This window comes from Lysobacter oculi (assembly GCF_003293695.1).
GTDB classification, from domain to species: Bacteria; Pseudomonadota; Gammaproteobacteria; order Xanthomonadales; family Xanthomonadaceae; genus Solilutibacter; species Solilutibacter oculi.
The window spans coordinates 418,688-439,382 of record NZ_CP029556.1; the positions used below are offsets into that span (position 1 = coordinate 418,688).

Sequence of the window (20,695 nt, forward strand, 5' to 3'; positions counted from 1 at the left end):
GAAAGCCAGCGCTACAAATCCACCATCCTGCTGCCCGCGACGGATTTCCCGATGCGCGGCGACCTGCCCAAGCGCGAGCCCGACACGCTGGCGCGCTGGGAAGCCGAAGACCTGTACGCGCGCATCCGCGATGCGGCGGCCGGCCGCCCGCGTTTCATGCTGCACGACGGCCCGCCGTACGCGAACGGCCAGATCCACCTGGGCCACGCGGTCAACAAGGTGCTGAAGGACATCATCGTCAAGTCGAAGACGCTGTCCGGTTTCGATGCGCCCTACATCCCGGGCTGGGATTGCCACGGGCTGCCGATCGAAATCGCCATCGAGAAGAAATTCGGCAAGGTCGGCGACAAGCTCGACGCCGCCGCGTTCCGGCAGAAATGCCGCGAATACGCCAACAGCCAGATCGACCTGCAGCGCGCGGATTTCAAGCGCCTCGGCGTGCTTGGCGAGTGGGGCGACCCGTACAAGACGCTCGATTTCAGGTACGAGGCGAACGAACTGCGCGCACTCGCGACCATCATCGGCAACGGTCATCTGGCGCGTGGCGTGAAGCCTGTGCACTGGTGCTTCGACTGCGGTTCGGCGCTGGCGGAAGCCGAGATCGAATACGCCGACAAGACTTCGCCGGCGGTGGATGTGGCCTATGCCGCGCGCGACGCCGCCGACATCGCCCGTCGCTTCGGCGTGGCCTTGCCCGAAGGCGTTGAAGTCGCCGTGCCGATCTGGACGACGACGCCGTGGACGCTGCCGGCATCGCTGGCCGTGTCGCTGGGCCCGGACATCGAATACGCGCTGGTCGAAGGCCCGGCGCATGGCGGCCGTCGCCGCTGGCTGATGCTGGCGTCGGCGCTGGCCGATGCGGCGCTCAAGCGCTATGGCGTGGAGGAAGTGGTGGCCCACGGCCATGCCAAGGGCGAGGCGCTCGCCGGCGCGGTGTTCGCGCATCCGTTCTACGCCGAGCGCGACATCCCGGTGCTGCTGGGTGCGCATGTCAGCGACGAGGACGGCACCGGCGCCGTCCATACCGCGCCCGGCCACGGCCAGGAAGACTTCGCGGTGGCGCAGGGCACCGGCCTGCTCGATGCGTATTCGCTCGGCCAGCTCAACCCGGTCGACGGGCGCGGCGTGTATCTCGCATCGACGCCACCCATCGGCGACGTCGCGCTGGCCGGCGTGCACATCTGGAAGGCGAACGGGTTGATCGTCGACGCGCTGCGCGAGAGCGGCGCGCTGCTCGCCCATCGCGACATCCGCCACAGCTATCCGCATTGCTGGCGCCACAAGACGCCGATCGCGTTCCGTGCCACGCCGCAGTGGTTCATTTCGATGGAGCAGGCGAACCTGCGTCGCGATGCGCTCGCCACGATCCCGGGCGTGAAGTGGTACCCGGGTTGGGGCGAAGCCCGCATCGCCGGCATGATCGAAGGTCGCCCGGACTGGACCATCTCGCGCCAGCGCACCTGGGGCGTGCCGATCGCATTGTTCGTCCACAAGGAAACCGGCGAGCCGCATCCGCGCACGGTTGAGCTGCTGGAGCAGGTCGCGTTGAAGGTGGAGCAGGGCGGCATCGACGCCTGGTACGCGCTCGACGCCGCCGAACTGCTGGGCGACGAAGCCGCGCAGTACGACAAGGTGCAGGACATCCTGGATGTCTGGTTCGATTCCGGTGTGACCCACCAGTGCGTGCTGAAAGCGCGTGGCTACGAGCTGCCGGCCGACCTGTATCTGGAAGGCTCCGACCAGCATCGCGGCTGGTTCCAGTCATCGCTGCTGACGGCTGTGGCGATCGACAAGGCCGCGCCGTACCGCGAGTGCCTGACCCACGGTTTCGTGGTCGATGCCGAAGGCCGCAAGTTCTCCAAGTCGCTGGGCAACGGCATCGAGCCGCAGGAAATCATCAAGCAGTACGGCGCCGACATCCTGCGCCTGTGGGTGGCGTCAGCCGATTACTCGCAGGAAATGTCGCTGTCGCAGGAGATCCTCAAGCGCAACGCCGACGCCTACCGCCGCATCCGCAACACCGCGCGCTTCCTGCTCGGCAACCTGCACGGTTTCGACCCCGCGCGTGACCTGCGCCCCCTCGGCGACATGGTAGCGCTGGACCGCTGGATCGTGCACCGCGCCGCCTTGCTGCAGCAGGAAATCACCGAGGCGTATGCGCGCTACGACTTCGCCGCGGTGGTGCAGGCGCTGATGAATTTCTGCAGCGTCGATCTGGGTTCGCTGTATCTCGATGTCACCAAGGATCGCCTCTACACGATGCGCGAAGACTCGCGTGGCCGTCGCAGCGCGCAGTCCGCGATGTATCGCATCGCCGAAGCATTCACGCGCTGGATCGCGCCGATCCTGTCGTTCACTGCCGACGAGCTGTGGCGCCACCTGCCGGGCGAGCATGCCGGCAACGTGATGCTGGTGACCTGGTACGACGGACTGGCCGAAATCGAAGCCGACGCGCCGCTGTTCGCGGCCCGCTTCGATGAACTGCTCGACCTGCGCGAACAGGTGGCGAAGACGCTGGAGCCGATGCGTGCCGCCGGCGAGATCGGCGCGGCGCTGGAAGCCGAGATCATCCTCTCCGCCGATGACGAAAAACGCGCGTGGCTGGAGCCGCTCGCCGACGAACTGCGCTTCTTCTTCATCAGCGGCGACGTGAGCGTGCAGGCTGCCGGCATCGCGCCGCCCATCCTCGCCACGCCGACCACCAAGGCCAAGTGCGTGCGTTGCTGGCATCACCGCGCCGACGTCGGCACGCATGCGGAACACCCGGAACTCTGCGGCCGCTGCATCGACAACATCGAAGGACAGGGCGAAGACCGGAGGTGGTTCTGATGCGTGCACCCAAACCGAATGCGCTGCCGTGGCTGGCGCTGTCCGCGCTGGTCATCGTGCTGGACCAGTGGAGCAAGGCCTGGGTGCTGCGCGCCCTGCCCGAATACACCGACATCGTGGTGATTCCCGGTTTCTGGAACTGGTTCCGTACCTACAACACCGGCGCGGCCTTCAGCTTCCTGGCCAACAGCGGCGGCTGGCAGATCTGGTTCTTCAGCATCCTCGCCTTCGGCATCAGCGGCCTGCTGGGGTGGTGGCTGTACAGGACGCGGCGCGGCGACTGGAATACGGCGCTGCCGTATGCGCTGATCATCGGCGGCGCGCTGGGCAACGTGATCGACCGCTTGATCCACGGCCACGTCATCGACTTCATCAAGTGGTACGTCGGCGACCATGTCTGGCCGGCCTTCAATCTGGCCGATGCGGCGATCGTCGGCGGCGCGGTCGGGCTGGTGCTGTTCAACCTGGTCGGCGGCAAGAAAGATTCAGTGGAAGGGAAGTAGGCTGCACGCATGGAAATCCTGCTCGCCAACCCGCGTGGTTTCTGCGCCGGCGTCGACCGCGCCATCGAGATCGTCAAGCGCGCCATCGAGACCCTCGGCGTGCCGATCTACGTGCGCCACGAAGTGGTCCACAACAAATTCGTGGTCGATGACCTGAAGCAGCGCGGCGCGGTGTTCGTGGAGGAGCTCGACGAAGTCCCCGATGGCGCGACGGTGATCTTCTCCGCGCACGGTGTCTCGCAGGCGGTCAGGAACGAAGCCGACCGCCGCGGATTGAAGGTCTTCGACGCGACCTGCCCGTTGGTGACCAAGGTGCATCTGGAAGTCGCGCGCCATTGCCGCAACGGGCGCGACATGATCCTGATCGGCCACGCCGGCCACCCCGAGGTCGAAGGCACGATGGGGCAGTGGAAGCGCGAAGGCGCGACCGGGCGGATGTACCTGGTCGAGAACCTGGAGGATGCCCGCACGCTGGAGATCGGGCAGCCGGACGACCTCGCCTACACGACGCAGACGACCCTCTCGGTCGATGACACCCGCGAGATCATCGCTACCCTGCGCGAGCGCTTTCCGAAGATGCAGGGGCCGCGCAACGACGACATCTGCTACGCCACCCAGAACCGGCAGGATGCAGTGCGTGAACTCGCCGCCGAATGCGACCTGATCCTGGTGGTCGGCTCACCCAACAGCTCCAACTCCAACCGCCTGCGCGAGCTGGCCGAGCGCGAAGGCGTTGAGGCCTATCTCATCGATGGCGCCCACGAGATCGACCCGGCCTGGGTGGCCGGCAAGCGCCAGGTGGGCGTCACCGCCGGTGCCTCGGCGCCAGATGTGCTGGTGCAGGGCGTGCTGGCGCGATTGGCCGAACTGGGTGCCGGCAACCGCTTCCGCGAACTGCACGGCGAACCCGAGGACATGGTGTTCGCGCTGCCCAAGGAACTGCGCCTGCGGCTGGTTGATTGATGCTGCCGGCGTCCGGGGCCTATAATCGCCCCCCTTGGCCGGACGGCACCCAGCCCAACCCGCCAGATCCAATTCGCCGAAGTAGCTCAGTCGGTAGAGCAACTGATTCGTAATCAGTAGGTCGGAGGTTCGATTCCTCTCTTCGGCACCAGATGCAAAAAGCCCGCGCAAGCGGGCTTTTGCGTGTCCGGCGCCGATGAGCCGGATGATCTCGCGTGCCGAGACGCGCGGCGGCTAAGCTTCGCGCATCCTCATGGAGTTCCGAATGGCCAAGCCCGCCGCCAAAGCCCGCACCGCGTACGTCTGCAGCGAATGCGGCGCCGACTATCCGAAATGGCAGGGGCAATGCTCGGCCTGCGGGGCGTGGGACACGCTGGCGGAAATCGTGCTGGAAAGCGCGGCGGCGGCGAAATCCCCGGCCGGGCGTCGCAGTGGCTGGGCCGGCAAGCTGGATGCGCCGAAGATCACCGCGCTCAAGGATGTGCAGCACGGCGAGTCAGCGCGCGTGTCCACCGGCATCGGCGAGTTCGACCGCGTGCTGGGCGGCGGGTTGGTGGAAGGCGCAGTGGTACTGATCGGTGGTGACCCCGGCATCGGCAAATCCACGTTGCTGACGCAGGCGTTGGCGTCGATGGCCGGCAGCCTGCACGGGCTCTACGTCACCGGCGAGGAATCGCTGGGGCAGGTGGCCGGGCGAGCGTCGCGGCTCGGGCTGCCGCTGGAGGGCATGCACGCGCTGGCCGAGACCTGCGTGGAGCGCATCCTGGAGCAGGCTATCGTCGCCAAGCCGCGCTTCATCATCGCCGACTCGATCCAGACCCTCTGGACCGAGACCCTGACCGCCGCGCCCGGTTCGGTCAGCCAGGTCCGTGAGGCCGCCGCGCGGCTGGTGCGCTACGCCAAGGAAACCGGCACCGCGGTGTTCCTGGTCGGCCACGTGACCAAGGAAGGCGGCATCGCCGGCCCGCGCGTGCTCGAGCACATGGTGGATGCGGTGCTGTATTTCGAAGGCGATTCCGGCAGCCGTTTCCGCGTGCTGCGCGCCTTCAAGAACCGCTTCGGTGCGGTCAACGAGCTGGGCGTGTTCGCGATGGGCGACCGTGGCCTGCGCGAAGTGCCGAATCCGTCGGCGATCTTCCTGTCCGGTGGCAGCACGCACCAACCCGGTAGTTGTGTGATGGTGACGCGCGAAGGCACGCGCCCGCTGCTGGTCGAGGTGCAGGCGCTGGTCGATGCCTCGCCGCTGTCCAACCCGCGTCGCGTCGCGGTGGGGCTGGAAGGCAACCGCCTTGCGATGCTGTTGGCGGTGCTGCATCGACACGGCGGGATCATGGTCGGCGACCAGGATGTGTTCGTGAACGTGGTCGGTGGCATCCGCGTGCAGGAAACCGCAGCGGATTTGCCGGTGCTGCTGGCCGTGCTGTCGTCGTTGCGTGACCAACCCTTGCCGGAGAAAACCATCGCCTTCGGCGAAGTCGGCCTGTCCGGCGAGATCCGCCCGGTGCCGAATGGCGAGGAGCGCCTGAAGGAAGCCGCGACGCACGGTTTCAAGCGCGCCATCGTGTCGAAGGCGAACGCGCCGAAGGCCGGCAGCATCAAGGGCATGGAAGTGATCGCCGTCGAGCGACTGGCCGACGCACTGGCGCAGGCGTGAGCGATCCGGCTTCGGCAACAGGCATCAGCGCACCACGCTTCGCGCGCTTCGTTTCCATCGCGCTGCATCCGTTCGCGGTGTTCGCGATGCTCACGCTGCTGGCCGCGTGGCGGCTCGATCCCGCATCGCTGCCGCGCGTCGCGCTCGGCATGGCGGTGGTGGTCGCGGCGGTCTGGGCCTTCGTCTGGCAGCGGCATCGCGGCGGCCACTGGGGCACGGTGGATGCGTCATCGAAACACGAACGCCCGCTGCTCTACGTCGTGGTGCTGGCGTTGATGCTCGCCTATGCGGCGTGGGTGAGCCGCGCCTCGCCGCTGGCCGGCGGCATCATCGCGGTCATGGCCATGCTGTGCATCGCCGGCATCGCCAACCGCTGGATCAAGCTGTCGCTGCACATGGCGAGCCTGGCGTTCTGCGCGATGGCGCTGTGGCCGATCAACCGCGACATCGCCCTCGTCGCGTTCGCGCTGTTGCCGCTGCTCGGCTGGTCGCGGCTGCGGATGGCGCGTCACACCTGGCCGGAAGTGGTGGGCGGGACGATGCTCGGCCTCGCGACCGGCATCGTCCTCCAACTCCTGCGCTGATCAGTGCCCGCCGGCGGCCGCGCCGCCCATCTTGGCCGCGAACGGCGGCTTGGCGATCCACACCAGCAGGATCACGCCGAGAAAGATCCAGCCCAGCGCGTGGAAGATTTCGTTGAAGCCGATCTGCAAGGCCTGCTGCGAGATGATCCGGTCCATCACGAAGGCGCCGCGCTGCACATCGCCCATGCCGTACTGCGCCAGCGCCTGCGTCATGGACGGGTCGGTCGCGCTGATGTGTTCGGTCAGTTGCGCGTGGTGGATGCTGGTGCGCTGCGACCAGAAGTAGGTGGTGAGGGAGGCGGCGAAGCTGCCTCCCAGCGTGCGCAGGAAGGTCGAGAGGCCCGAGCCGGCGGCGATCTCGTGCGGTTCCAGGTCGGAGAGCAGGATCTGCAGCACCGGCATGAAGAACAGCGCCACGCCGAGACCCTGCATCAGCTGGATCCAGGCGACGTGGTTGAAGTCGACATCGAGGTTGAAGCCGGAGCGCAGGAAGCTGGTGGTCGACATGACGATGAACGCGCCGCTGGCCAGATAGCGCAGGTCCACCTTGTTGCCGTACTTGCCGATGATCGGCGCGATCAACACCGGCAGGATGCCGATCGGCGCGGTGGCCAGGCCGGCCCAGATCGCGCTGTAGCCCATGCTTCGCTGCAGCCACAGCGGCACCAGGATGCCGACCGCGAAGAATGCCGAGTAGGCCATCACCATCGCCAGCGTGCCGGCGGTGAAATTGCGATGGCGGAACAGGCGCAGGTTGACGATGGGATCGTCGTCGGTGAGTTCCCAGATCACGAACACCGCCAGCGAGATCGCCGCGACGATCGCCAGGATGACGATGGTGGTGGAGCGGAACCAGTCCTCGTCATTGCCCAGGTCCAGCAGCACCTGCAGCGCACCGACGCCGAGCACCAGTGTGAGCAGGCCGACGTAATCCATCTTCGGCTTTTCGAGCCGCTCCGGGCGGCCCTTCAGCTGCGCACCGACCACGAGGCTGGCGAAGATGCCAAGCGGGATGTTGATGAAGAAGATCCATTCCCAGCTGTAGTTGTCGGTGATCCAGCCGCCGAGGATCGGCCCGGCGATCGGCGCGACCACGGTCACCATCGCCAGCAACGCGATGGCCTGCCCGCGTTTGGCCGGTGGATAGATCGACAGCAGCAAGGCCTGCGTGACCGGATACATCGGCCCGGCGACCAGGCCCTGCAGGGCGCGCGCGGCAACCAGCAGGCCCATCGAATGCGCGAGCCCGCAGAGGAAGGAGGCGATGACGAAGGCCATCGTCGACCACATGAACAGCTTGCGTTCGCCGAAGCGGCGGGTGAGCCAACCGGTCAGCGGCAGCGCGATGGCGGTCGAAACCGCGAACGAGGTGATGACCCACGTCGCCTGGTTGGCGCTGCCGCCGAGGTTGCCGGAGATCGCCGGCAAGGAGACGTTGGCGATGGTGGTGTCAAGCACCTGCATGAAGCTGGCCAGCGCCAGCCCGATCGTCGTCAACGCGCGGTTGGGCGGCGCGAAGCCCGGCATCCCGGCCGCGGTGTTGGCGGCCGGCTGCGGTGCCGCAGGTGCGGCCTCGGTGGAAGCGGCGGACATGGGATCAGCCGCGCGCGTGGCCGAGGTTGGCGTCGATCACCGCATCGACTTTCGCGTCGGCGTCGTGCATCAGCCTGGCGTAGGCATCAGTGCCGGTGGCCGGCGCGGAGGAGGGCGCGGTCGGCAGCAGGCCGTCGCCCTTGTCGTGCAGGTTGACCTTGGCCGACATCGACAGGCCCAGGCGCAGCGGGTGCTCGCGCAGTTCCTTCGGGTCCAGCGCCACGCGCACCGGCACGCGCTGCACGATCTTGATCCAGTTGCCGCTGGCGTTCTGCGCGGGAAGCGAGAACGCGGCACCGGTGCCGAGGCCCAGGCTCTCTGCAGGGTGCCGTGGTAGACGACATCCTCGCCATACAGCTCGGACGTGAGTTCGACGCGCTGGCCCAGGCGCAGCTTCTGCAACTGGGTTTCCTTGAAGTTGGCATCCACCCACACGTCCTGCAGCGGGATGACGGCCATCAGCGGCGTGCCCGGCGCGATGCGCTGGCCCAGCTGCACGGTGCGCTTGGCGACGAAGCCGTCGATCGGCGCGATCACTTCGGTGCGCTGCCTGTTGAGCCAGGCCTGGCGCAGCTGCGCGGCGGCGGCGGCGACCTGCGGGTTGTCGCGCATGCTGGCGTTGTCGATCAGCACGCGGCTGCGTTCCACGTTCTCGCGCGAACCGGCCAGCGCGGCCTGCGCCGAAGCCAGCGTGGCCTGCGCGGTGGCGAGCTGGGTGCGGGCGTGGGCGAGCTCCTCGGCGGAGACCGCACCGCTGGAGACCAGTCCACCGCGACGCGCGACATCGGCCTGTGCGGAAGCGACGGCGGCCTGCGCCTGGCGCACCGCGGCGGCACGCGCCTGCACATCGGCCTGGCCGGCGCCGACCGCGCTGTAGAGCCCGCGCACCTGGCGCACGGCATTGGCGAGGCCGGCTTCGGCCTGGGCGTAGGCGGCATCGGCATCGGCGGCATCGAAGCGCACCAGCACCTGCCCGGCGACGACCTTCTCGCCGTCCTCGGCGCCGATGGCGACCACCGTGCCGCCGGTCTGCGGCGTCACTGTGACCACGTTACCCTGCACGTAGGCGTCGTCGGTTTCCTCCGACCATCGCCCGATCATGAAGTGGTAGGCCAGCCAGCCGAGGGCTGCCAGCACGATCACGCCGGCCAGCAGCATCAGCGCCTTCTTGCGCTTGCGTTGCTGCGGCGTGTTGTTGGGGTTGCTCGGCGGCAGCGGCGTGGAGACAGGCGGCTGCGCCGGGGTGTCAGCGTGGGAATTCGGTTCGGTGGTCATGGCGATGGACGCTTCTTATTGGTGTGCGGTGGGCGCGGTGACGGGCAGGCCGCCGCCGAGCGCGATGTCGAGGTTGATGGCGGCGTCGATCCGGCGCGCGCGCAACGTGGCGAGTTGCTGGTCGAGCTGCAGCAGCGGCTTTTCGGCGTTGAGCACGTCGAGCTGGTTGGCGAGTCCCGCCTGCCGGCGCTGGCGCATCAGCGTGGCGGACTTGGCCGCCGCGTCACGGGCGATGCGGGTTTCGCTGATCTGCGCCTCCAGCGTGCGCGCCGACTGCGTGGCATCCACCACCTCGCGCAGCGCGGCCAGCACGGTCTGGTCGTAGTTGGCGATGGCCAGATCGAAATCCGCGTTGCTGCTGGCCAGCTGGTTGCGCAGGCGGCCGCCGTCGAAGATCGGCAGGGTGATGGCCGGGGCGACGTAATCGAACGCCGACTGGCGCTGGAAGAGGCTCGACAGCGGGCCGACCAGACCGGCCATCGCGGCCAGGTTGATGGTGGGATAGAAGTCGGCCTTCGAAGCCTTGATGCCGTTCGATGCGGCTTCGACGCGCCAGCGCGCGGCGGTGACGTCTGCGCGGCGCGACAGCAGATCGCTCGGCAGCACCGACGGCACGGCGATGGCCGGCGTGTCGAGCCTGGGCCGCGCGATGGTCAGCCCGAAGTCCGGGCCCTGGCCGACCAGCATCGCCAAGGTGTTGCGCAGCGCGTCGATCTGCTGGCCGGCGGCTTTCGCCTGTGCCTGCGCGGCGGCTTCGGCGCTGACGATCTGTTCCAGCGCGATGCGGTTGTCGATGCCGGCGCGCACGCGCTGTTCCGACAGCTTGCGCAGCCCGGCGTTGCGGGCGGCCTCGGCGGCGGCGACATCCTGCATCGCATGCGCCTGCGACAGCGCGGCATAGGCGTGGGCGATGTTGCCGGCCAGGGTGGCATGGGCGGCCTGGGTCTCGGCCTCGGTGGCGCGGTCGCTGCCCAGTGCGGCCTGGTAACGCGCGCGCTTGCCGCCCCACAGGTCGGGCGACCAGTCGAAGCGCAGCGACAGCATGTTGGAGCCGACCGTCATCCCGCCGAGCGGAGAAGGCAGCGAATCGGGCAGGTCGATGTGGGTGTGTTGGGCCGATGCGCCGAGCGTCGGCAGCAGGCCGGCTTCGGCCAGGCCGGCCTGGGCCAGCGCCTTGCGCAGGCGGGCGTCGGCGGCCTCGATACCGGGGGAGTCTGCCAGCGCGCGGGTGATCAGCGCGTCCAGCTGCGCATCACCCAGCGACTGCCACCAGCGGGCATCCGGCCAGGCGGCCGGGGTGACATCGACCTGTGCCAGCGATTCGCCGGCCTGCAGCCGGTCGCTGTCGCGCATCGTGGACTGCGGCGCCATGCCGTGGGTGCTGGCGCAGCCGGCCACGGCGAGCGTCATCGCCAGGGCGGCCAGCGCATGGCGGCCGGCGGGAAGGGAATGGGGAAGCGGCATCTCAGGCCTCGTCGGTCAGGTTGTGCCGTACCTGCTCGAGCAGGCGCACGAAATGGTCTTGTTCGGCCTCGCTCATGCCGGCTAGCGCACGGGCGCGGACGCGGTCGGCGCAGGCCAGCATCGCGGGGATCAGGGCGCGGGCGTCTTCGGCCAGCTCGATGCGCAACGCACGGCGGTCGGTGGGGTCGGGCACGCGGCGCAGCAGGTCTTTCTTTTCCAGCTGGTCGAGCAGGCGGGTCATCGCGCCGGGGTTGAGTTCGGCGGCGCGCGCCAGTTCGCCCGGGCTGGCCTCGCCCTCGGCCAGCTTTTTCAGGGTGATGTACTGGCTCAGGGTGATGTTGTGGCCGTCGCGGGCCAGTTCGGCTTCGAGCGCGGCACGGGTGGCATCGCGCACCTGGCGCAGCAGCAGGCCAAGCGAGGAACCGGAGCAGGTGGGGAGGGGCTTGTTCATGAGGCCGGCATCATATAGCCCGCGCAATATTTGTCAAGGCAAATATCTAGCCAACAGGAAGCGCGCTGCCGGACGGGCCCGGATCAGCGCCGGTGCAGGAGGAAGTCGTAGACGAACTGGCTGCCGAAGAAGGCCAGGAACAGCAGCAGCATCGCCCAGAGCGTGGCGAAGACGGCGGTGCGGCCGCGCCAGCCGTAGCGCCAGCGGCCGAACAGCAGCACGCCGAAGATCAGCCACGAAATGATCGACAGCACGGTCTTGTGCGCCAGGTGCTGGCCGAACAGGTCGTGGACGAACAGCATGCCGGTCAGCAGGGTCGCGGTGAGCAGCACGAAACCGACCGTGATGGTGCGGAAGAGCAGGGTTTCCAGCTCGGTCAGTGGCGGCAGCACGCGCAGCCAGCGGTGGAAATCGCGGCGGCGCAGGGCACGTTCCTGCACCCACAGCAGGATGGCGAGCAGGGCGGCGATCGCCAGCGTGGCGTAGGCCAGCAGCGCACACCAGGCATGCAGCTGCAGGCGCCAGTCCATCGGCATCGGCCGGGCGTGGCCGTGCAGTTCGTAGGCCAGGCCGAAGGCGGCGGCCAGCGGGAAGACGATCACGCCCAGCGCCGACATCCGCCCACGCATCGCGAACAGGCTGGTCAGTGCGGCCATGCCCAGCGCCGACAGCGACAGGGCGGCGAAGAAATGCATGTCCGGGCCCTGGCCGGCGCGCCAGGCTTCGGCGTGGATCTCGCCGTGGAAGAGCATCGCCACGATGGCCACCGGCAGCCAGGTACGGTTTTCGGACGCCTCGGTGCGCCGCAGCGACAGCCCGAGCAGGGCGGCGGCGACCAGGTACAGCGCAACGGCGGCAAGGGCGGCGAGCATCGCGCCAGTGTCGCATGCGCGGCGGGCCCAAGTCAGCGACGGCTATACTTGCGCGCTGTATTTGAAGGCCGCTTTCCCATGTTCGAATCGCTGACCGAACGCCTGTCCGGCACCATCAACCGCCTGCGCGGCCGTGGCCGCCTGACCGAGTCCAACATCACCGAAGCCATGCGCGAAGTCCGCATCGCGCTGCTCGAGGCCGATGTCGCGCTGCCGGTGGTGCAGGCGCTGATCCAGCGCATCAAGGTGCGCGCGCTCGGCCAGGAAGTGATGAAGTCGCTCACCCCCGGCCAGCAGCTGGTCAAGGTGGTCCGCGACGAGCTGACCAACGTGATGGGCGCGCAGGCCAGCGACCTCAACCTCAACGTGCCGGCGCCGGCGGTGATCCTGATGGCCGGCCTGCAGGGCGCGGGCAAGACCACCACGGTCGGCAAGCTGGCGAAGCACCTGCGCGAGAAGCGCAAGAAGAAGGTGATGGTGGTGTCGGCGGACGTCTATCGTCCGGCCGCCATCGAGCAGTTGAAGACGTTGGCCGGCCAGACCGGCGCGGAATTCTTCCCGTCCGATGCCGGGCAGCAGCCGGAAGCCATCGTCCGCGCCGCCATCGATGCCGCGCGCAAGTCCTTCGCCGACGTGCTGATCGTCGATACCGCCGGCCGCCTCGCCATCGACGAGGCGATGATGGCCGAGATCAAGGCGCTGCACGCCGCGGTGAATCCGGTCGAGACCCTGTTCGTCGTCGACTCCATGACCGGCCAGGACGCCGCCAACACGGCGAAGGCCTTCAGCGAGGCGCTTCCGCTGACCGGCGTGGTGTTGACCAAGACCGATGGCGATGCACGCGGCGGCGCGGCGCTCTCGGTGCGCTACATCACCGGCAAGCCGATCAAGTTCATCGGCGTCGGCGAAAAGCCCGACGGGCTGGATGTCTTCCACCCGGATCGCGTCGCCAGCCGCATCCTCGACATGGGCGACGTGCTGTCGCTGGTCGAGCAGGTGGAAGCCGGCGTCGATAAGGAAAAGGCCGCCAAGCTCGCCGAGAAGGTGCAGAAGGGCAAGCGCTTCGACCTCAACGACATGCGCGACCAGCTTGAGCAGATGCAGAACATGGGCGGGCTGACCGGCCTGATGGACAAGCTGCCGGGCATGGGCCAGATCCCGGAGAACGTGAAGAGCCAGGTCACCGGCAAGGAAGTGCCGCGGATGATCGCCATCATCAATTCGATGACGCTGAAGGAACGCCGCAACCCGGACCTGCTCAACGGCTCGCGCCGCGCCCGCATCGCGCGCGGTGCCGGCATGCAGCCCGCCGACGTCAACCGCCTGCTCAAGCAATACCAGCAGATGGAAAAGATGATGGGCAAGCTGGGCCGTGGCGGCATGAAGGGCATGATGCGGGGCATGCGCGGGATGATGGGCGGCGGCATGCCGTTCCGTTGATCGCGGCGCATCCGCCGCGGCTTCGGCGGGCGCGGGGGATGCGATAACGTGCGCGGGTGAACCGGCCAGGGGTGGCCGGCAAGGACGAAAGGGGACGCTGCATGGAATACCGCATCTGGCCGGACGCGCAGCCTGGGCCCGGTGGCCCGCCACCGCTGCCGGAAAGCCGGCACCGCCCGCAGTTCTCGGGTCAGGCCGGCGAATACTTCGGCATCTGGATCGTCAACGTCATCCTCAGCATCCTGACGCTCGGCATCTATTCGGCCTGGGCCAAGGTGCGCACCGAGCGCTACTTCTACAGCAACACCCGGCTGGCCGGCGCGTCGTTCGAATACACCGCCGATCCCATCGCCATCCTCAAGGGCCGGCTGATCGCCTACGCGGTCGTCATCACCCTGGGCCTCGCCTCCAAGTTCATGCCGCTGCTGTACTTCGGGCTGATCATGCTGGTGATGGTGGCGATGCCGGCTTTCATCGTGCTCAGCCTGCGCTTCCGCGCGCGCAACTCGGTCTGGCGCGGGCTGTCGTTCCGCTTCGACCAGCCGGTCAGCGAGGCCTACATGCCGTTCTTCCTCTGGCAGATCCTGGTCAGCATGAGCGGCACGCTGCTGTACCCGGTGGCCAAGGTGAAGCAGCAGGAATTCGTGGTCGAAGGCCATCGTTACGGCGTCAAGCGCTTCACCTTCCGTGCCTATGCCGGCCAGTACTACCCGTCCTACCTGCTGGCGGTCGGCATGGGCATCGCCGGGGTGATCGCGGTGGTGATCCTGCTCGCCGTGACCGCCAAGGGCTCGGATGCCGGTGCCGACAAGGACGCCTTCGGCGCGGCGATGATCGCGTTCCTGGCGCTGTTCTACGGCGGCGTGTTCTTCGCCATGACCTTCCTCAAGGTCCGCTACACCAACCTGATGTGGCGCAACGCCTCGCTCGGGCCGCACACCTTCGACTCCACCCTACGCGTGCGCGACGTGTTCTGGCTCTACTTCAGCAATACCGTCGCGATCATCTGCACGGTGGGGCTGGCGGTGCCGTGGGCGATGATCCGGCTGGCCCGCTATCGCGCCGACCATTTCATGTTGTTGTCGTTGGGCGACCTGGACGACTTCGCCGCGGCCTCCGACATGCACGCGGGCGCGACCGGCGCAGAGCTGGTCGATGCGCTCGATGCCGGCCTCGACTTCGGGATCTGACATGGATGCGCAGTGGTCGGATGGACGCAGCAGCCGCGTCCGGCAGGTGCGGCTTGCACGCGTGGGCGAGGTTCTGCGCATCGAGTCGGGCGCCGATGGTTCGCCGGAATGGCCGCTGGCCGACATCCGCATCAGTCCGCGACTGGGCCGCACGCCGCGCACGCTGACCTTGCCGGATGGCGGGCGCATCGAAGTCGCCGACGGCCCGCTGATGGACGACTGGTTCCCGCGGCCGCCGAGCCGGGTGGAAGCCATCGCCGACTGGCTGGAGCGCCGCAAATACGCCATCGCGGTGGCGGCGGTGATGACGGTGGCGGTGATCCTCGGCTTCTGGCGCTTCGGCCTGCCGTGGGTCGCGCAGCGCATCGCCGACCACATCCCGCCGGCGGTCGAACGCAACGCCAGCGACCAGGTGGTGAAGGTGCTGGAGCGCTTCCATCTCAACCCTTCGCGCCTGCCCGCCGCACGCCAGCAGGCGTTGCAGAGCAAGTTCCGCGCGTTGATCGCGAACGAGCCGCGCGCCGGCGACATGCGGCTCAACCTGGTGGATGCGCCGGGCATCGGGCCGAATGCCTTCGCGCTGCCCGATGGCCGCATCTACATGACCGACCAGCTGGCGGCGCTGGCGAAATCCGATGACGAACTGCTCGCCGTGCTCGCCCACGAAGCCGGTCATCACGTCCATCGCCACGGCATGCGCGGGGCGATCGAAAGTTCGTCGGTGTTCGTGCTGGCCGGGTTGATGCTGGGCGATGCGTCGGGTTCGTCGCTGGCGGTGTCGTTGCCGGCCACGTTGCTCAGCAATGGCTTCTCGCGCGAGCACGAACGCGAGGCCGACCGTTACGCTTTCGCGCTGCTCAAGCGCCATGGCCGTTCGCCGCACGACTTCGCCACGATGATGAAGCGGCTCATGGAAGCGCACGGCATGGACGGGGAAGACGACGGCATCATCGGTTACATGTCCACGCATCCGCCGAGCCGCGAACGCGTCCAGGCCGCCGAGGCCGCGGCGGCGAAGCCCTGATCATCGGCTTCGCCGCCCATCCCCCCTCCCGTTGTCACTTCAGGGCGCGCGCACCTGGTTGGCGCTGACGAACTGGTAGCCCTGTCCGCGGATGCCATCCACCACCTGGCCCAGATAGCTGACCGGCACATAGGGGTGGAAGAAGAAGCTGAGCACGCCGTCCTTCACCACGGCATTGCGCTGCGCGGTCGCCAGGATGTCGGCGGGGTAGCGCGGCGGATGGTGGTTGGCCGCTTCCAGCTCAATGTTGCCGAGCGATTCCGGGATCACGATGGTGTCGAAGATGTCGCGCACCAGGAACGGGAAGTACTGGCCGTGGATGCGGGTGTAGTCCGGCGTGCCGGTGCCGCAGTTGCCGCCCGGGCACCAGTTGGCCGCGTACAGGCCACGGTCGTAGCGGGTGGTGAACTTCAGGCGCACGCGCTGGTAGTCGAGCGCCGAGCCGGCGTAGTGCGGGAACTCGAAGATCGTCGGCTTGCCCAGCCCGGCGGCGGTGAACTCGTTGAGCCCGTTGGCCAGGCGCTGGTCGGCCCAGCGTGCGCTGTCCAGCGGCACGGCGCCGTCGTAGCGGACGTAGTCATCGGCATCGACATGCGACAGGTAGAACTCGAAGTCGTCCGCACTGGTCCCGGTGTAGGGGTTGAGGCGGGCTTCGTACTGGTGCGTGTAGCCGTGCATGATCAGCGTACCGCCCCGCGCCTGCATGTAGCGCAGCGCCGACACCACCGCCGGTGCGCGCGACATCTTGACCGTCACCGGCACGCCGCCGTTGTAGGCGCCGTTCGGGTCCTTGTAGACCGGGTACACCGCCACCGAGAACGGGATGCGACGCGCGTAGAGAAGATCGGCGATGGCGCGAAGCTCGGCGGGGTCGGCATCCGGGCCCACGTCCTCGATGCGGACCAGCGCGCGCTTGCGGTCGGGGCCGTTCGGGTTGGCCTGCTGCGCGATGAGATCGGCGGCGGCCAGATAGCGATCATCCGGACCGACATAGGAAAACGGAATCTCGCCGATGTAGGTCAGGTTGCCGCCGCGCACCGCCCACGGCGAATACACGCCATCGTCGCGCTTGGCCTGCGCCAGCACGGTGGCCAGCAGCGGGTCGGTCACGCTGATCTGCAGCAGGCCGTTGTTCCAGGCTTCCGGCGAACGGGTCAGCTCGGCGCCCTTGTAGGCCACCGCGACCTGGCTGGAGAAATCGATGAACTGGGGCTGGAAGCCGAAGCGGGCGGCGAAGTCCGGCGCGCGCGCCACCAGCTGCCAGATGTTGAAGTTCATCCACAGCACCGGGCGGCCGCCGGCGAGCACGTCATCGAGGAAGGCGACGGGAATCGGTTCGTCGTAGGTGGAACCGACGTAGACCACCGCGCTGTAGCCGGTCATCTCGCCGGCGGTGTAGGTGCGCACCGGGTGGAAGGTGTACGCACCGCCATGCGATGCCAGTTGCGCGCTCTGCAGCGCGTAGGCCTCACCCAGCCAGCCCCAGCTGCCGCCGTCGTCGTACAGCACCAGCGTGCTGCGATCGGCCGGCGAACCGGGTGCACCGAAATAGAGTCGGGATGTCGCGGCGGCCAGCGCCAGGCTGCTGCCTGCGGCGGGGCGCAACAGCGACTGGTCCTGACCGAGCTTGAGCTTGCGGACGTTGTCGGGCCTGGCCTTCTGCAGCTTGGACTTGGGCAGGCGGGATTCCTTCGCCCGTGGCGGCGCGGGCAGGTCGCGCAGCATCGTGCTGGAGCGTTCGCCCTTGAGCGCGGGACCCTTATGCTTGCCGGGGTCGGCCTGACCCTCGGGCGCCAGCACCATGCCGACGATCAATACAGCCAGCGCCAGCCATTTCGGATACGAGATTCCGTCCATCATGCTCCCCCCTGCTTCGTCCTGAATTGTGATTCATATCACAAGCAAATTGTGATGGAACGCAAAATACGCCGGGTGATCAGTCGATGCAACTACGCGGAGGCGTATGGGGGATTGGCTGGGCGGACAGGCTTTGGCTATACTTGCGGGCTTACCCTGCCATCCCGGCAGCTGGGCAACACGAGTCAAAGCAATGGTCAAGATCCGCCTTACCCGTGGCGGCGCCAAGAAGCGCCCCTTCTACCACATCATCGTCACCGACAGCCGCAGCGCCCGCGACGGCCGCAACATCGAGCGCGTCGGTTACTTCAATCCCGTTGCCCAGGGCAACGAGAAGCGCGTCGAAATGGACCTCGAGCGCGTCAAGCACTGGGTTGGCCACGGCGCCCAGATGACCGACAAAGTCGGCGCCCTGTACAAGGAAGCCACCAAGGCCCAGGCCGCCGCCTGAGCCTGCGGCCGCTCCGGCGGCCCATCGCAGAGACGGCAGCCCGCATGTCCGCTCCCGTCGAAACCCACTCCAAACGCATCCTGATCGGCACGGTCATGGGTGCGTTTGGCGTGCGTGGGGAAGTGAAAATCCAGTCCCACACCGAGCCGGAAACGGCGATGTTCCGCTACCAGCCGTGGCTGCTGCGCGATGCGCGAGGCATTGAGCGTGAACTCAGCGGTGCGCGTGGCCGCAGCGGCGCCAAGGGCGTCGTCGCGCAACTGCCCGGCGTGGAGGATCGCGATGCCGCCGAGGCCCTGCGGGGCACCGAAATCTACGTGCCGCGCGATGCACTGCCGCCCCCGAAGCCCGGCGAATACTACTGGGTCGATCTGGAAGGCCTGCGCGTGGAAACGGTCGAAGGCCTGCCGCTGGGCCACGTCGCCTATGTGTTCTCGACCGGCGCGAACGATGTGCTGACCGTGCAGGGTGAGCGCGAGCGGATGATTCCCTTCGTCCAGCCCGACGTCGTCACCCGCGTAGATTTCGATGCCGGCCTCGTCGTTGTCGACTGGGATCCGGAGTTCTGAGGCGCCATGCGCTTCGACATCCTCACCCTGTTTCCTGATTTCATCCGCCAGGTCGTGGCATTCGGCGTGCTCGGGCGTGCCTGCGAGCGCGGCCTGATCGACATCGAGGCCTGGAACCCGCGTGATTATGCGGAAGGCGGCTATCGGCGCGTCGATGACCGTCCGTTCGGTGGCGGTCCCGGCATGGTGATGATGATCGACCCGCTGGCGCGTGCGCTGGCGGCTGCCCGCGCCGCGGACGAACGGCCGGCCCATGTCATCCACCTGAGCCCGCAAGGTGCGCCGCTGACGCAGGCGCGGGTCCGCGAACTGGCCGCGATGCCGCGCCTGGTGCTGGTCTGCAGCCGCTACGAAGGCGTGGATGAGCGCTTCATCGAGCGCGAGGTGGACGAAGAAATTTCGCTGGGTGACTACGTCATTTCCGGCGGCGAGTTGGGTGCGGCGGTGCTGGTGGATGCGATCGCCCGCCTGCAGGATGGCGCGCTGAATGACGCGGAATCGGCCGCCCAGGACAGTTTCGAAGACGGCCTGCTGGACTGCCCGCACTACACGCGGCCGCTCCAGCACCCCTATGGCGAGGTGCCCGAGGTGCTGCTGTCCGGCAACCATGCCGACATCGCCCGCTGGCGGCATGCGCAATCGCTGGCGCGTACCCGCGAGCGCCGGCCGGACCTGCTTGGGGCGGCCCCGGCCAGCCCGGCTTCACCCGCTGCCCTGAAAGACAGTGGGGAATCCACCTAACCCCCTGTTGCAATAGAGAAATTCCGCTATACTTGGCGGCTTCGTTCCACCAGCCCAGACGCGGGTCCACGTGCACTCGCGCTGACAAACCACAAATACACAGGCAAATCCCATGAGCAAGCCCTCTCTGCACAACCTCATCAACGAGTTCGAATCGGCCCAGGCCGAGCGCAAGCTCCCCGAATTCGGCCCCGGCGACACCGTCGTGGTCAACGTCAAGGTGAAGGAAGGCAACCGCGAGCGCGTCCAGGCTTACGAAGGCGTGGTCATCGCCAAGAAGAACGCCGGCCTCAACTCCGCCTTCACCGTGCGCAAGATCTCGCACGGCTATGGCGTCGAGCGCGTTTTCCAGAGCCACAGCGCCGCCATTGATTCGGTCACGGTCAAGCGCCGTGGTGCCGTCCGCGCCGGCAAGCTGTACTACCTGCGTGGTCTGGAAGGCAAGGCTGCCCGTATCCGCGAGGATCTGGCTGCCGTCGCCAAGGCCAAGGCCGAAGCCAAGGCTTCCGCCGAGTAATCCGATCGGATATCGATCCTGCAACGGCCGCCTCGCGCGGCCGTTTGCATTTGGGCCTGCGATGCAGTCAGCATCACCACCCACGGAAATGCGACTGGATGCGTGGCTTTGGGTAGCGCGCTTCTTCAAGACGCGTGGCCTGGCGAAGGAAGCGATCGAGCACGGGCGCGTGCAGGTTGAAGGGCAGGCGGCGAAACCTTCGCGACTCGTCAAGCCGGGTTTGGGGCTGAAAATCCGTAAAGGTGATGAAGTCTTCGAGGTGAAGATCGCGGACTTGGCGCCCACCCGAGGCCCTGCCCGCGAGGCACAGAAGCTGTATGAAGAAAGCGAGGCCTCCCGCGCACTGCGCGAAAGCCAGAAGGCCGAGATGCGGGCGGCGAGGGCGGGTTACAGCCCACCGGAAACCAAGCCCGACAAGCGTGCCAGGCGACTGATTCGGGCGCTGGGGGATATCGATGCGATGTGACTGCGCCGGCCATCCTTGTGCTGGTGCAGTCTCCTTCGTTCGGAGCAGATCAACGCAGGGCCTGCAACCGGCACGTTCTATCAGTAATTGTTCATGAGCCTGCAGTTGGTCCTGTATCTGCTGCTGCATTCGGCTGTTGAGGGACGCGTGCCGCTTTGTCGTTGATCTGCTTGGGCTATTACGCAGCCTGCGTCCTTTCGGCGGTCCTTGTGGCACAGCAAGGCAGCTGCGATACCGCCGCAGATGAGTAAG

Annotated in this window: 18 protein-coding genes, 1 tRNA gene and 1 pseudogene; 14 read left to right on the forward strand and 6 right to left on the reverse strand. The window is 67.5% G+C overall.

What is annotated here, in order from left to right; genetic code table 11:
• Positions 1-51 precede the first annotated feature (51 nt).
• The 6 genes from ileS to DCD74_RS02005 all read left to right on the forward strand — a co-directional run bounded on the left by ileS (position 52) and on the right by DCD74_RS02005 (position 6,533).
• Complete coding sequence (ileS, locus tag DCD74_RS01980) at positions 52-2,829, forward strand: isoleucine--tRNA ligase (RefSeq protein WP_217424297.1); 2,778 nt, start codon at positions 52-54, stop codon at positions 2,827-2,829.
• Positions 2,829-3,332 carry a signal peptidase II gene (lspA, locus tag DCD74_RS01985; RefSeq protein WP_162615832.1) on the forward strand — a complete coding sequence of 168 codons (504 nt, stop codon included), beginning with the start codon at positions 2,829-2,831 and terminating at the stop codon, positions 3,330-3,332. The genes ileS and lspA overlap by 1 nt, the downstream gene beginning before the upstream one ends.
• A 9-nt stretch (positions 3,333-3,341) precedes the next feature.
• On the forward strand, positions 3,342-4,295 hold the full coding sequence (gene ispH / locus DCD74_RS01990) for a 4-hydroxy-3-methylbut-2-enyl diphosphate reductase (protein ID WP_112925844.1): 954 nt from the start codon (positions 3,342-3,344) through the stop codon (positions 4,293-4,295).
• Between the two features lie 75 nt (positions 4,296-4,370).
• Positions 4,371-4,446, forward strand: a tRNA-Thr gene (locus tag DCD74_RS01995).
• A gap of 114 nt (positions 4,447-4,560) precedes the next feature.
• Positions 4,561-5,949, forward strand: coding sequence for a DNA repair protein RadA (radA, locus tag DCD74_RS02000; protein ID WP_112925845.1), 1,389 nt, complete (start codon positions 4,561-4,563; stop codon positions 5,947-5,949).
• Positions 5,946-6,533 carry a hypothetical protein gene (locus DCD74_RS02005; RefSeq protein ID WP_112925846.1) on the forward strand — a complete coding sequence of 196 codons (588 nt, stop codon included), beginning with the start codon at positions 5,946-5,948 and terminating at the stop codon, positions 6,531-6,533. Before radA ends, DCD74_RS02005 begins: the two co-directional genes overlap by 4 nt.
• On the opposite strand, the gene DCD74_RS02010 is transcribed toward DCD74_RS02005, so the two are convergent.
• The 5 genes and pseudogenes from DCD74_RS02010 to DCD74_RS02030 all read right to left on the reverse strand — a co-directional run bounded on the left by DCD74_RS02010 (position 6,534) and on the right by DCD74_RS02030 (position 12,188).
• A complete protein-coding gene (locus tag DCD74_RS02010) occupies positions 6,534-8,126 on the reverse strand; it encodes a DHA2 family efflux MFS transporter permease subunit (RefSeq protein ID WP_112925847.1) in 1,593 nt (530 codons plus the stop codon). It lies immediately after the preceding gene.
• Positions 8,127-8,130: 4 nt separating this feature from the next.
• Positions 8,131-9,401, reverse strand: a pseudogene (locus tag DCD74_RS02015) (efflux RND transporter periplasmic adaptor subunit).
• 15 nt (positions 9,402-9,416) lie between these two features.
• The gene (locus DCD74_RS02020) at positions 9,417-10,865 is read right to left on the reverse strand and encodes an efflux transporter outer membrane subunit (RefSeq protein ID WP_112925848.1); all 1,449 of its coding nucleotides are present in this window, start codon (positions 10,863-10,865) and stop codon (positions 9,417-9,419) included.
• 1 nt (position 10,866) lies between these two features.
• Positions 10,867-11,316, reverse strand: coding sequence for a MarR family winged helix-turn-helix transcriptional regulator (locus DCD74_RS02025; protein ID WP_112925849.1), 450 nt, complete (start codon positions 11,314-11,316; stop codon positions 10,867-10,869).
• 83 nt (positions 11,317-11,399) lie between these two features.
• Positions 11,400-12,188 (reverse strand): cytochrome C assembly family protein, encoded by a 789-nt coding sequence (locus DCD74_RS02030; protein WP_112925850.1) that lies wholly within the window; start codon positions 12,186-12,188, stop codon positions 11,400-11,402.
• A 78-nt stretch (positions 12,189-12,266) separates the two neighbouring features.
• On the opposite strand from DCD74_RS02030, the gene ffh reads away from it, so the two are divergent.
• The 3 genes from ffh (at position 12,267) to DCD74_RS02045 (ending at position 15,842) form a co-directional block, all read left to right on the forward strand.
• Complete coding sequence (gene ffh, locus DCD74_RS02035) at positions 12,267-13,628, forward strand: signal recognition particle protein (protein WP_112925851.1); 1,362 nt, start codon at positions 12,267-12,269, stop codon at positions 13,626-13,628.
• A gap of 101 nt (positions 13,629-13,729) precedes the next feature.
• Positions 13,730-14,818, forward strand: a complete 1,089-nt coding sequence (locus DCD74_RS02040; protein ID WP_112925852.1) for a YjgN family protein — start codon at positions 13,730-13,732, stop codon at positions 14,816-14,818.
• A 1-nt stretch (position 14,819) separates the two neighbouring features.
• Entirely contained in the window at positions 14,820-15,842 is a 1,023-nt protein-coding gene (locus DCD74_RS02045) for a M48 family metalloprotease (protein ID WP_162615833.1), read from the forward strand.
• A 39-nt stretch (positions 15,843-15,881) separates the two neighbouring features.
• Here DCD74_RS02045 and DCD74_RS02050 read toward each other — a convergent pair whose 3' ends face one another.
• Complete coding sequence (locus DCD74_RS02050) at positions 15,882-17,702, reverse strand: DUF2334 domain-containing protein (protein ID WP_217424270.1); 1,821 nt, start codon at positions 17,700-17,702, stop codon at positions 15,882-15,884.
• Between the two features lie 190 nt (positions 17,703-17,892).
• On the opposite strand from DCD74_RS02050, the gene rpsP reads away from it, so the two are divergent.
• The 5 genes from rpsP (at position 17,893) to DCD74_RS02075 (ending at position 20,443) form a co-directional block, all read left to right on the forward strand.
• Positions 17,893-18,150: a 30S ribosomal protein S16 gene (gene rpsP, locus DCD74_RS02055; RefSeq protein WP_112925854.1), complete on the forward strand. Its 258-nt coding sequence runs from the start codon at positions 17,893-17,895 to the stop codon at positions 18,148-18,150.
• Between the two features lie 44 nt (positions 18,151-18,194).
• Complete coding sequence (gene rimM / locus DCD74_RS02060; RefSeq protein WP_112925855.1) at positions 18,195-18,719, forward strand: ribosome maturation factor RimM; 525 nt, start codon at positions 18,195-18,197, stop codon at positions 18,717-18,719.
• Between the two features lie 6 nt (positions 18,720-18,725).
• Entirely contained in the window at positions 18,726-19,460 is a 735-nt protein-coding gene (gene trmD, locus DCD74_RS02065) for a tRNA (guanosine(37)-N1)-methyltransferase TrmD (protein ID WP_112925856.1), read from the forward strand.
• Positions 19,461-19,572: 112 nt separating this feature from the next.
• On the forward strand, positions 19,573-19,977 hold the full coding sequence (rplS, locus tag DCD74_RS02070) for a 50S ribosomal protein L19 (RefSeq protein ID WP_112925857.1): 405 nt from the start codon (positions 19,573-19,575) through the stop codon (positions 19,975-19,977).
• 61 nt (positions 19,978-20,038) lie between these two features.
• Positions 20,039-20,443 carry an RNA-binding S4 domain-containing protein gene (locus tag DCD74_RS02075; protein ID WP_112925858.1) on the forward strand — a complete coding sequence of 135 codons (405 nt, stop codon included), beginning with the start codon at positions 20,039-20,041 and terminating at the stop codon, positions 20,441-20,443.
• Positions 20,444-20,695: the final 252 nt, after the last annotated feature.

Excerpts from the sequence above, each read along its gene's own strand:
- ileS (WP_217424297.1), top strand. The coding sequence starts at position 52 with ATGCGCGGCGACCTGCCCAAGCGCGAGCCCGACACGCTGGCGCGCTGG.
- lspA (WP_162615832.1), top strand. The coding sequence starts at position 2,829 with ATGCGTGCACCCAAACCGAATGCGCTGCCGTGGCTGGCGCTGTCCGCG.
- ispH (WP_112925844.1), top strand. The coding sequence starts at position 3,342 with ATGGAAATCCTGCTCGCCAACCCGCGTGGTTTCTGCGCCGGCGTCGAC.
- radA (WP_112925845.1), top strand. The coding sequence starts at position 4,561 with ATGGCCAAGCCCGCCGCCAAAGCCCGCACCGCGTACGTCTGCAGCGAA.
- DCD74_RS02010 (WP_112925847.1), bottom strand. The coding sequence starts at position 8,126 with ATGTCCGCCGCTTCCACCGAGGCCGCACCTGCGGCACCGCAGCCGGCC.
- DCD74_RS02020 (WP_112925848.1), bottom strand. The coding sequence starts at position 10,865 with ATGCCGCTTCCCCATTCCCTTCCCGCCGGCCGCCATGCGCTGGCCGCC.
- DCD74_RS02025 (WP_112925849.1), bottom strand. The coding sequence starts at position 11,316 with ATGAACAAGCCCCTCCCCACCTGCTCCGGTTCCTCGCTTGGCCTGCTG.
- DCD74_RS02030 (WP_112925850.1), bottom strand. The coding sequence starts at position 12,188 with ATGCTCGCCGCCCTTGCCGCCGTTGCGCTGTACCTGGTCGCCGCCGCC.
- ffh (WP_112925851.1), top strand. The coding sequence starts at position 12,267 with ATGTTCGAATCGCTGACCGAACGCCTGTCCGGCACCATCAACCGCCTG.
- DCD74_RS02040 (WP_112925852.1), top strand. The coding sequence starts at position 13,730 with ATGGAATACCGCATCTGGCCGGACGCGCAGCCTGGGCCCGGTGGCCCG.
- DCD74_RS02045 (WP_162615833.1), top strand. The coding sequence starts at position 14,820 with ATGGATGCGCAGTGGTCGGATGGACGCAGCAGCCGCGTCCGGCAGGTG.
- DCD74_RS02050 (WP_217424270.1), bottom strand. The coding sequence starts at position 17,702 with ATGATGGACGGAATCTCGTATCCGAAATGGCTGGCGCTGGCTGTATTG.
- rpsP (WP_112925854.1), top strand. The coding sequence starts at position 17,893 with ATGGTCAAGATCCGCCTTACCCGTGGCGGCGCCAAGAAGCGCCCCTTC.
- rimM (WP_112925855.1), top strand. The coding sequence starts at position 18,195 with ATGTCCGCTCCCGTCGAAACCCACTCCAAACGCATCCTGATCGGCACG.
- trmD (WP_112925856.1), top strand. The coding sequence starts at position 18,726 with ATGCGCTTCGACATCCTCACCCTGTTTCCTGATTTCATCCGCCAGGTC.
- rplS (WP_112925857.1), top strand. The coding sequence starts at position 19,573 with ATGAGCAAGCCCTCTCTGCACAACCTCATCAACGAGTTCGAATCGGCC.
- DCD74_RS02075 (WP_112925858.1), top strand. The coding sequence starts at position 20,039 with ATGCAGTCAGCATCACCACCCACGGAAATGCGACTGGATGCGTGGCTT.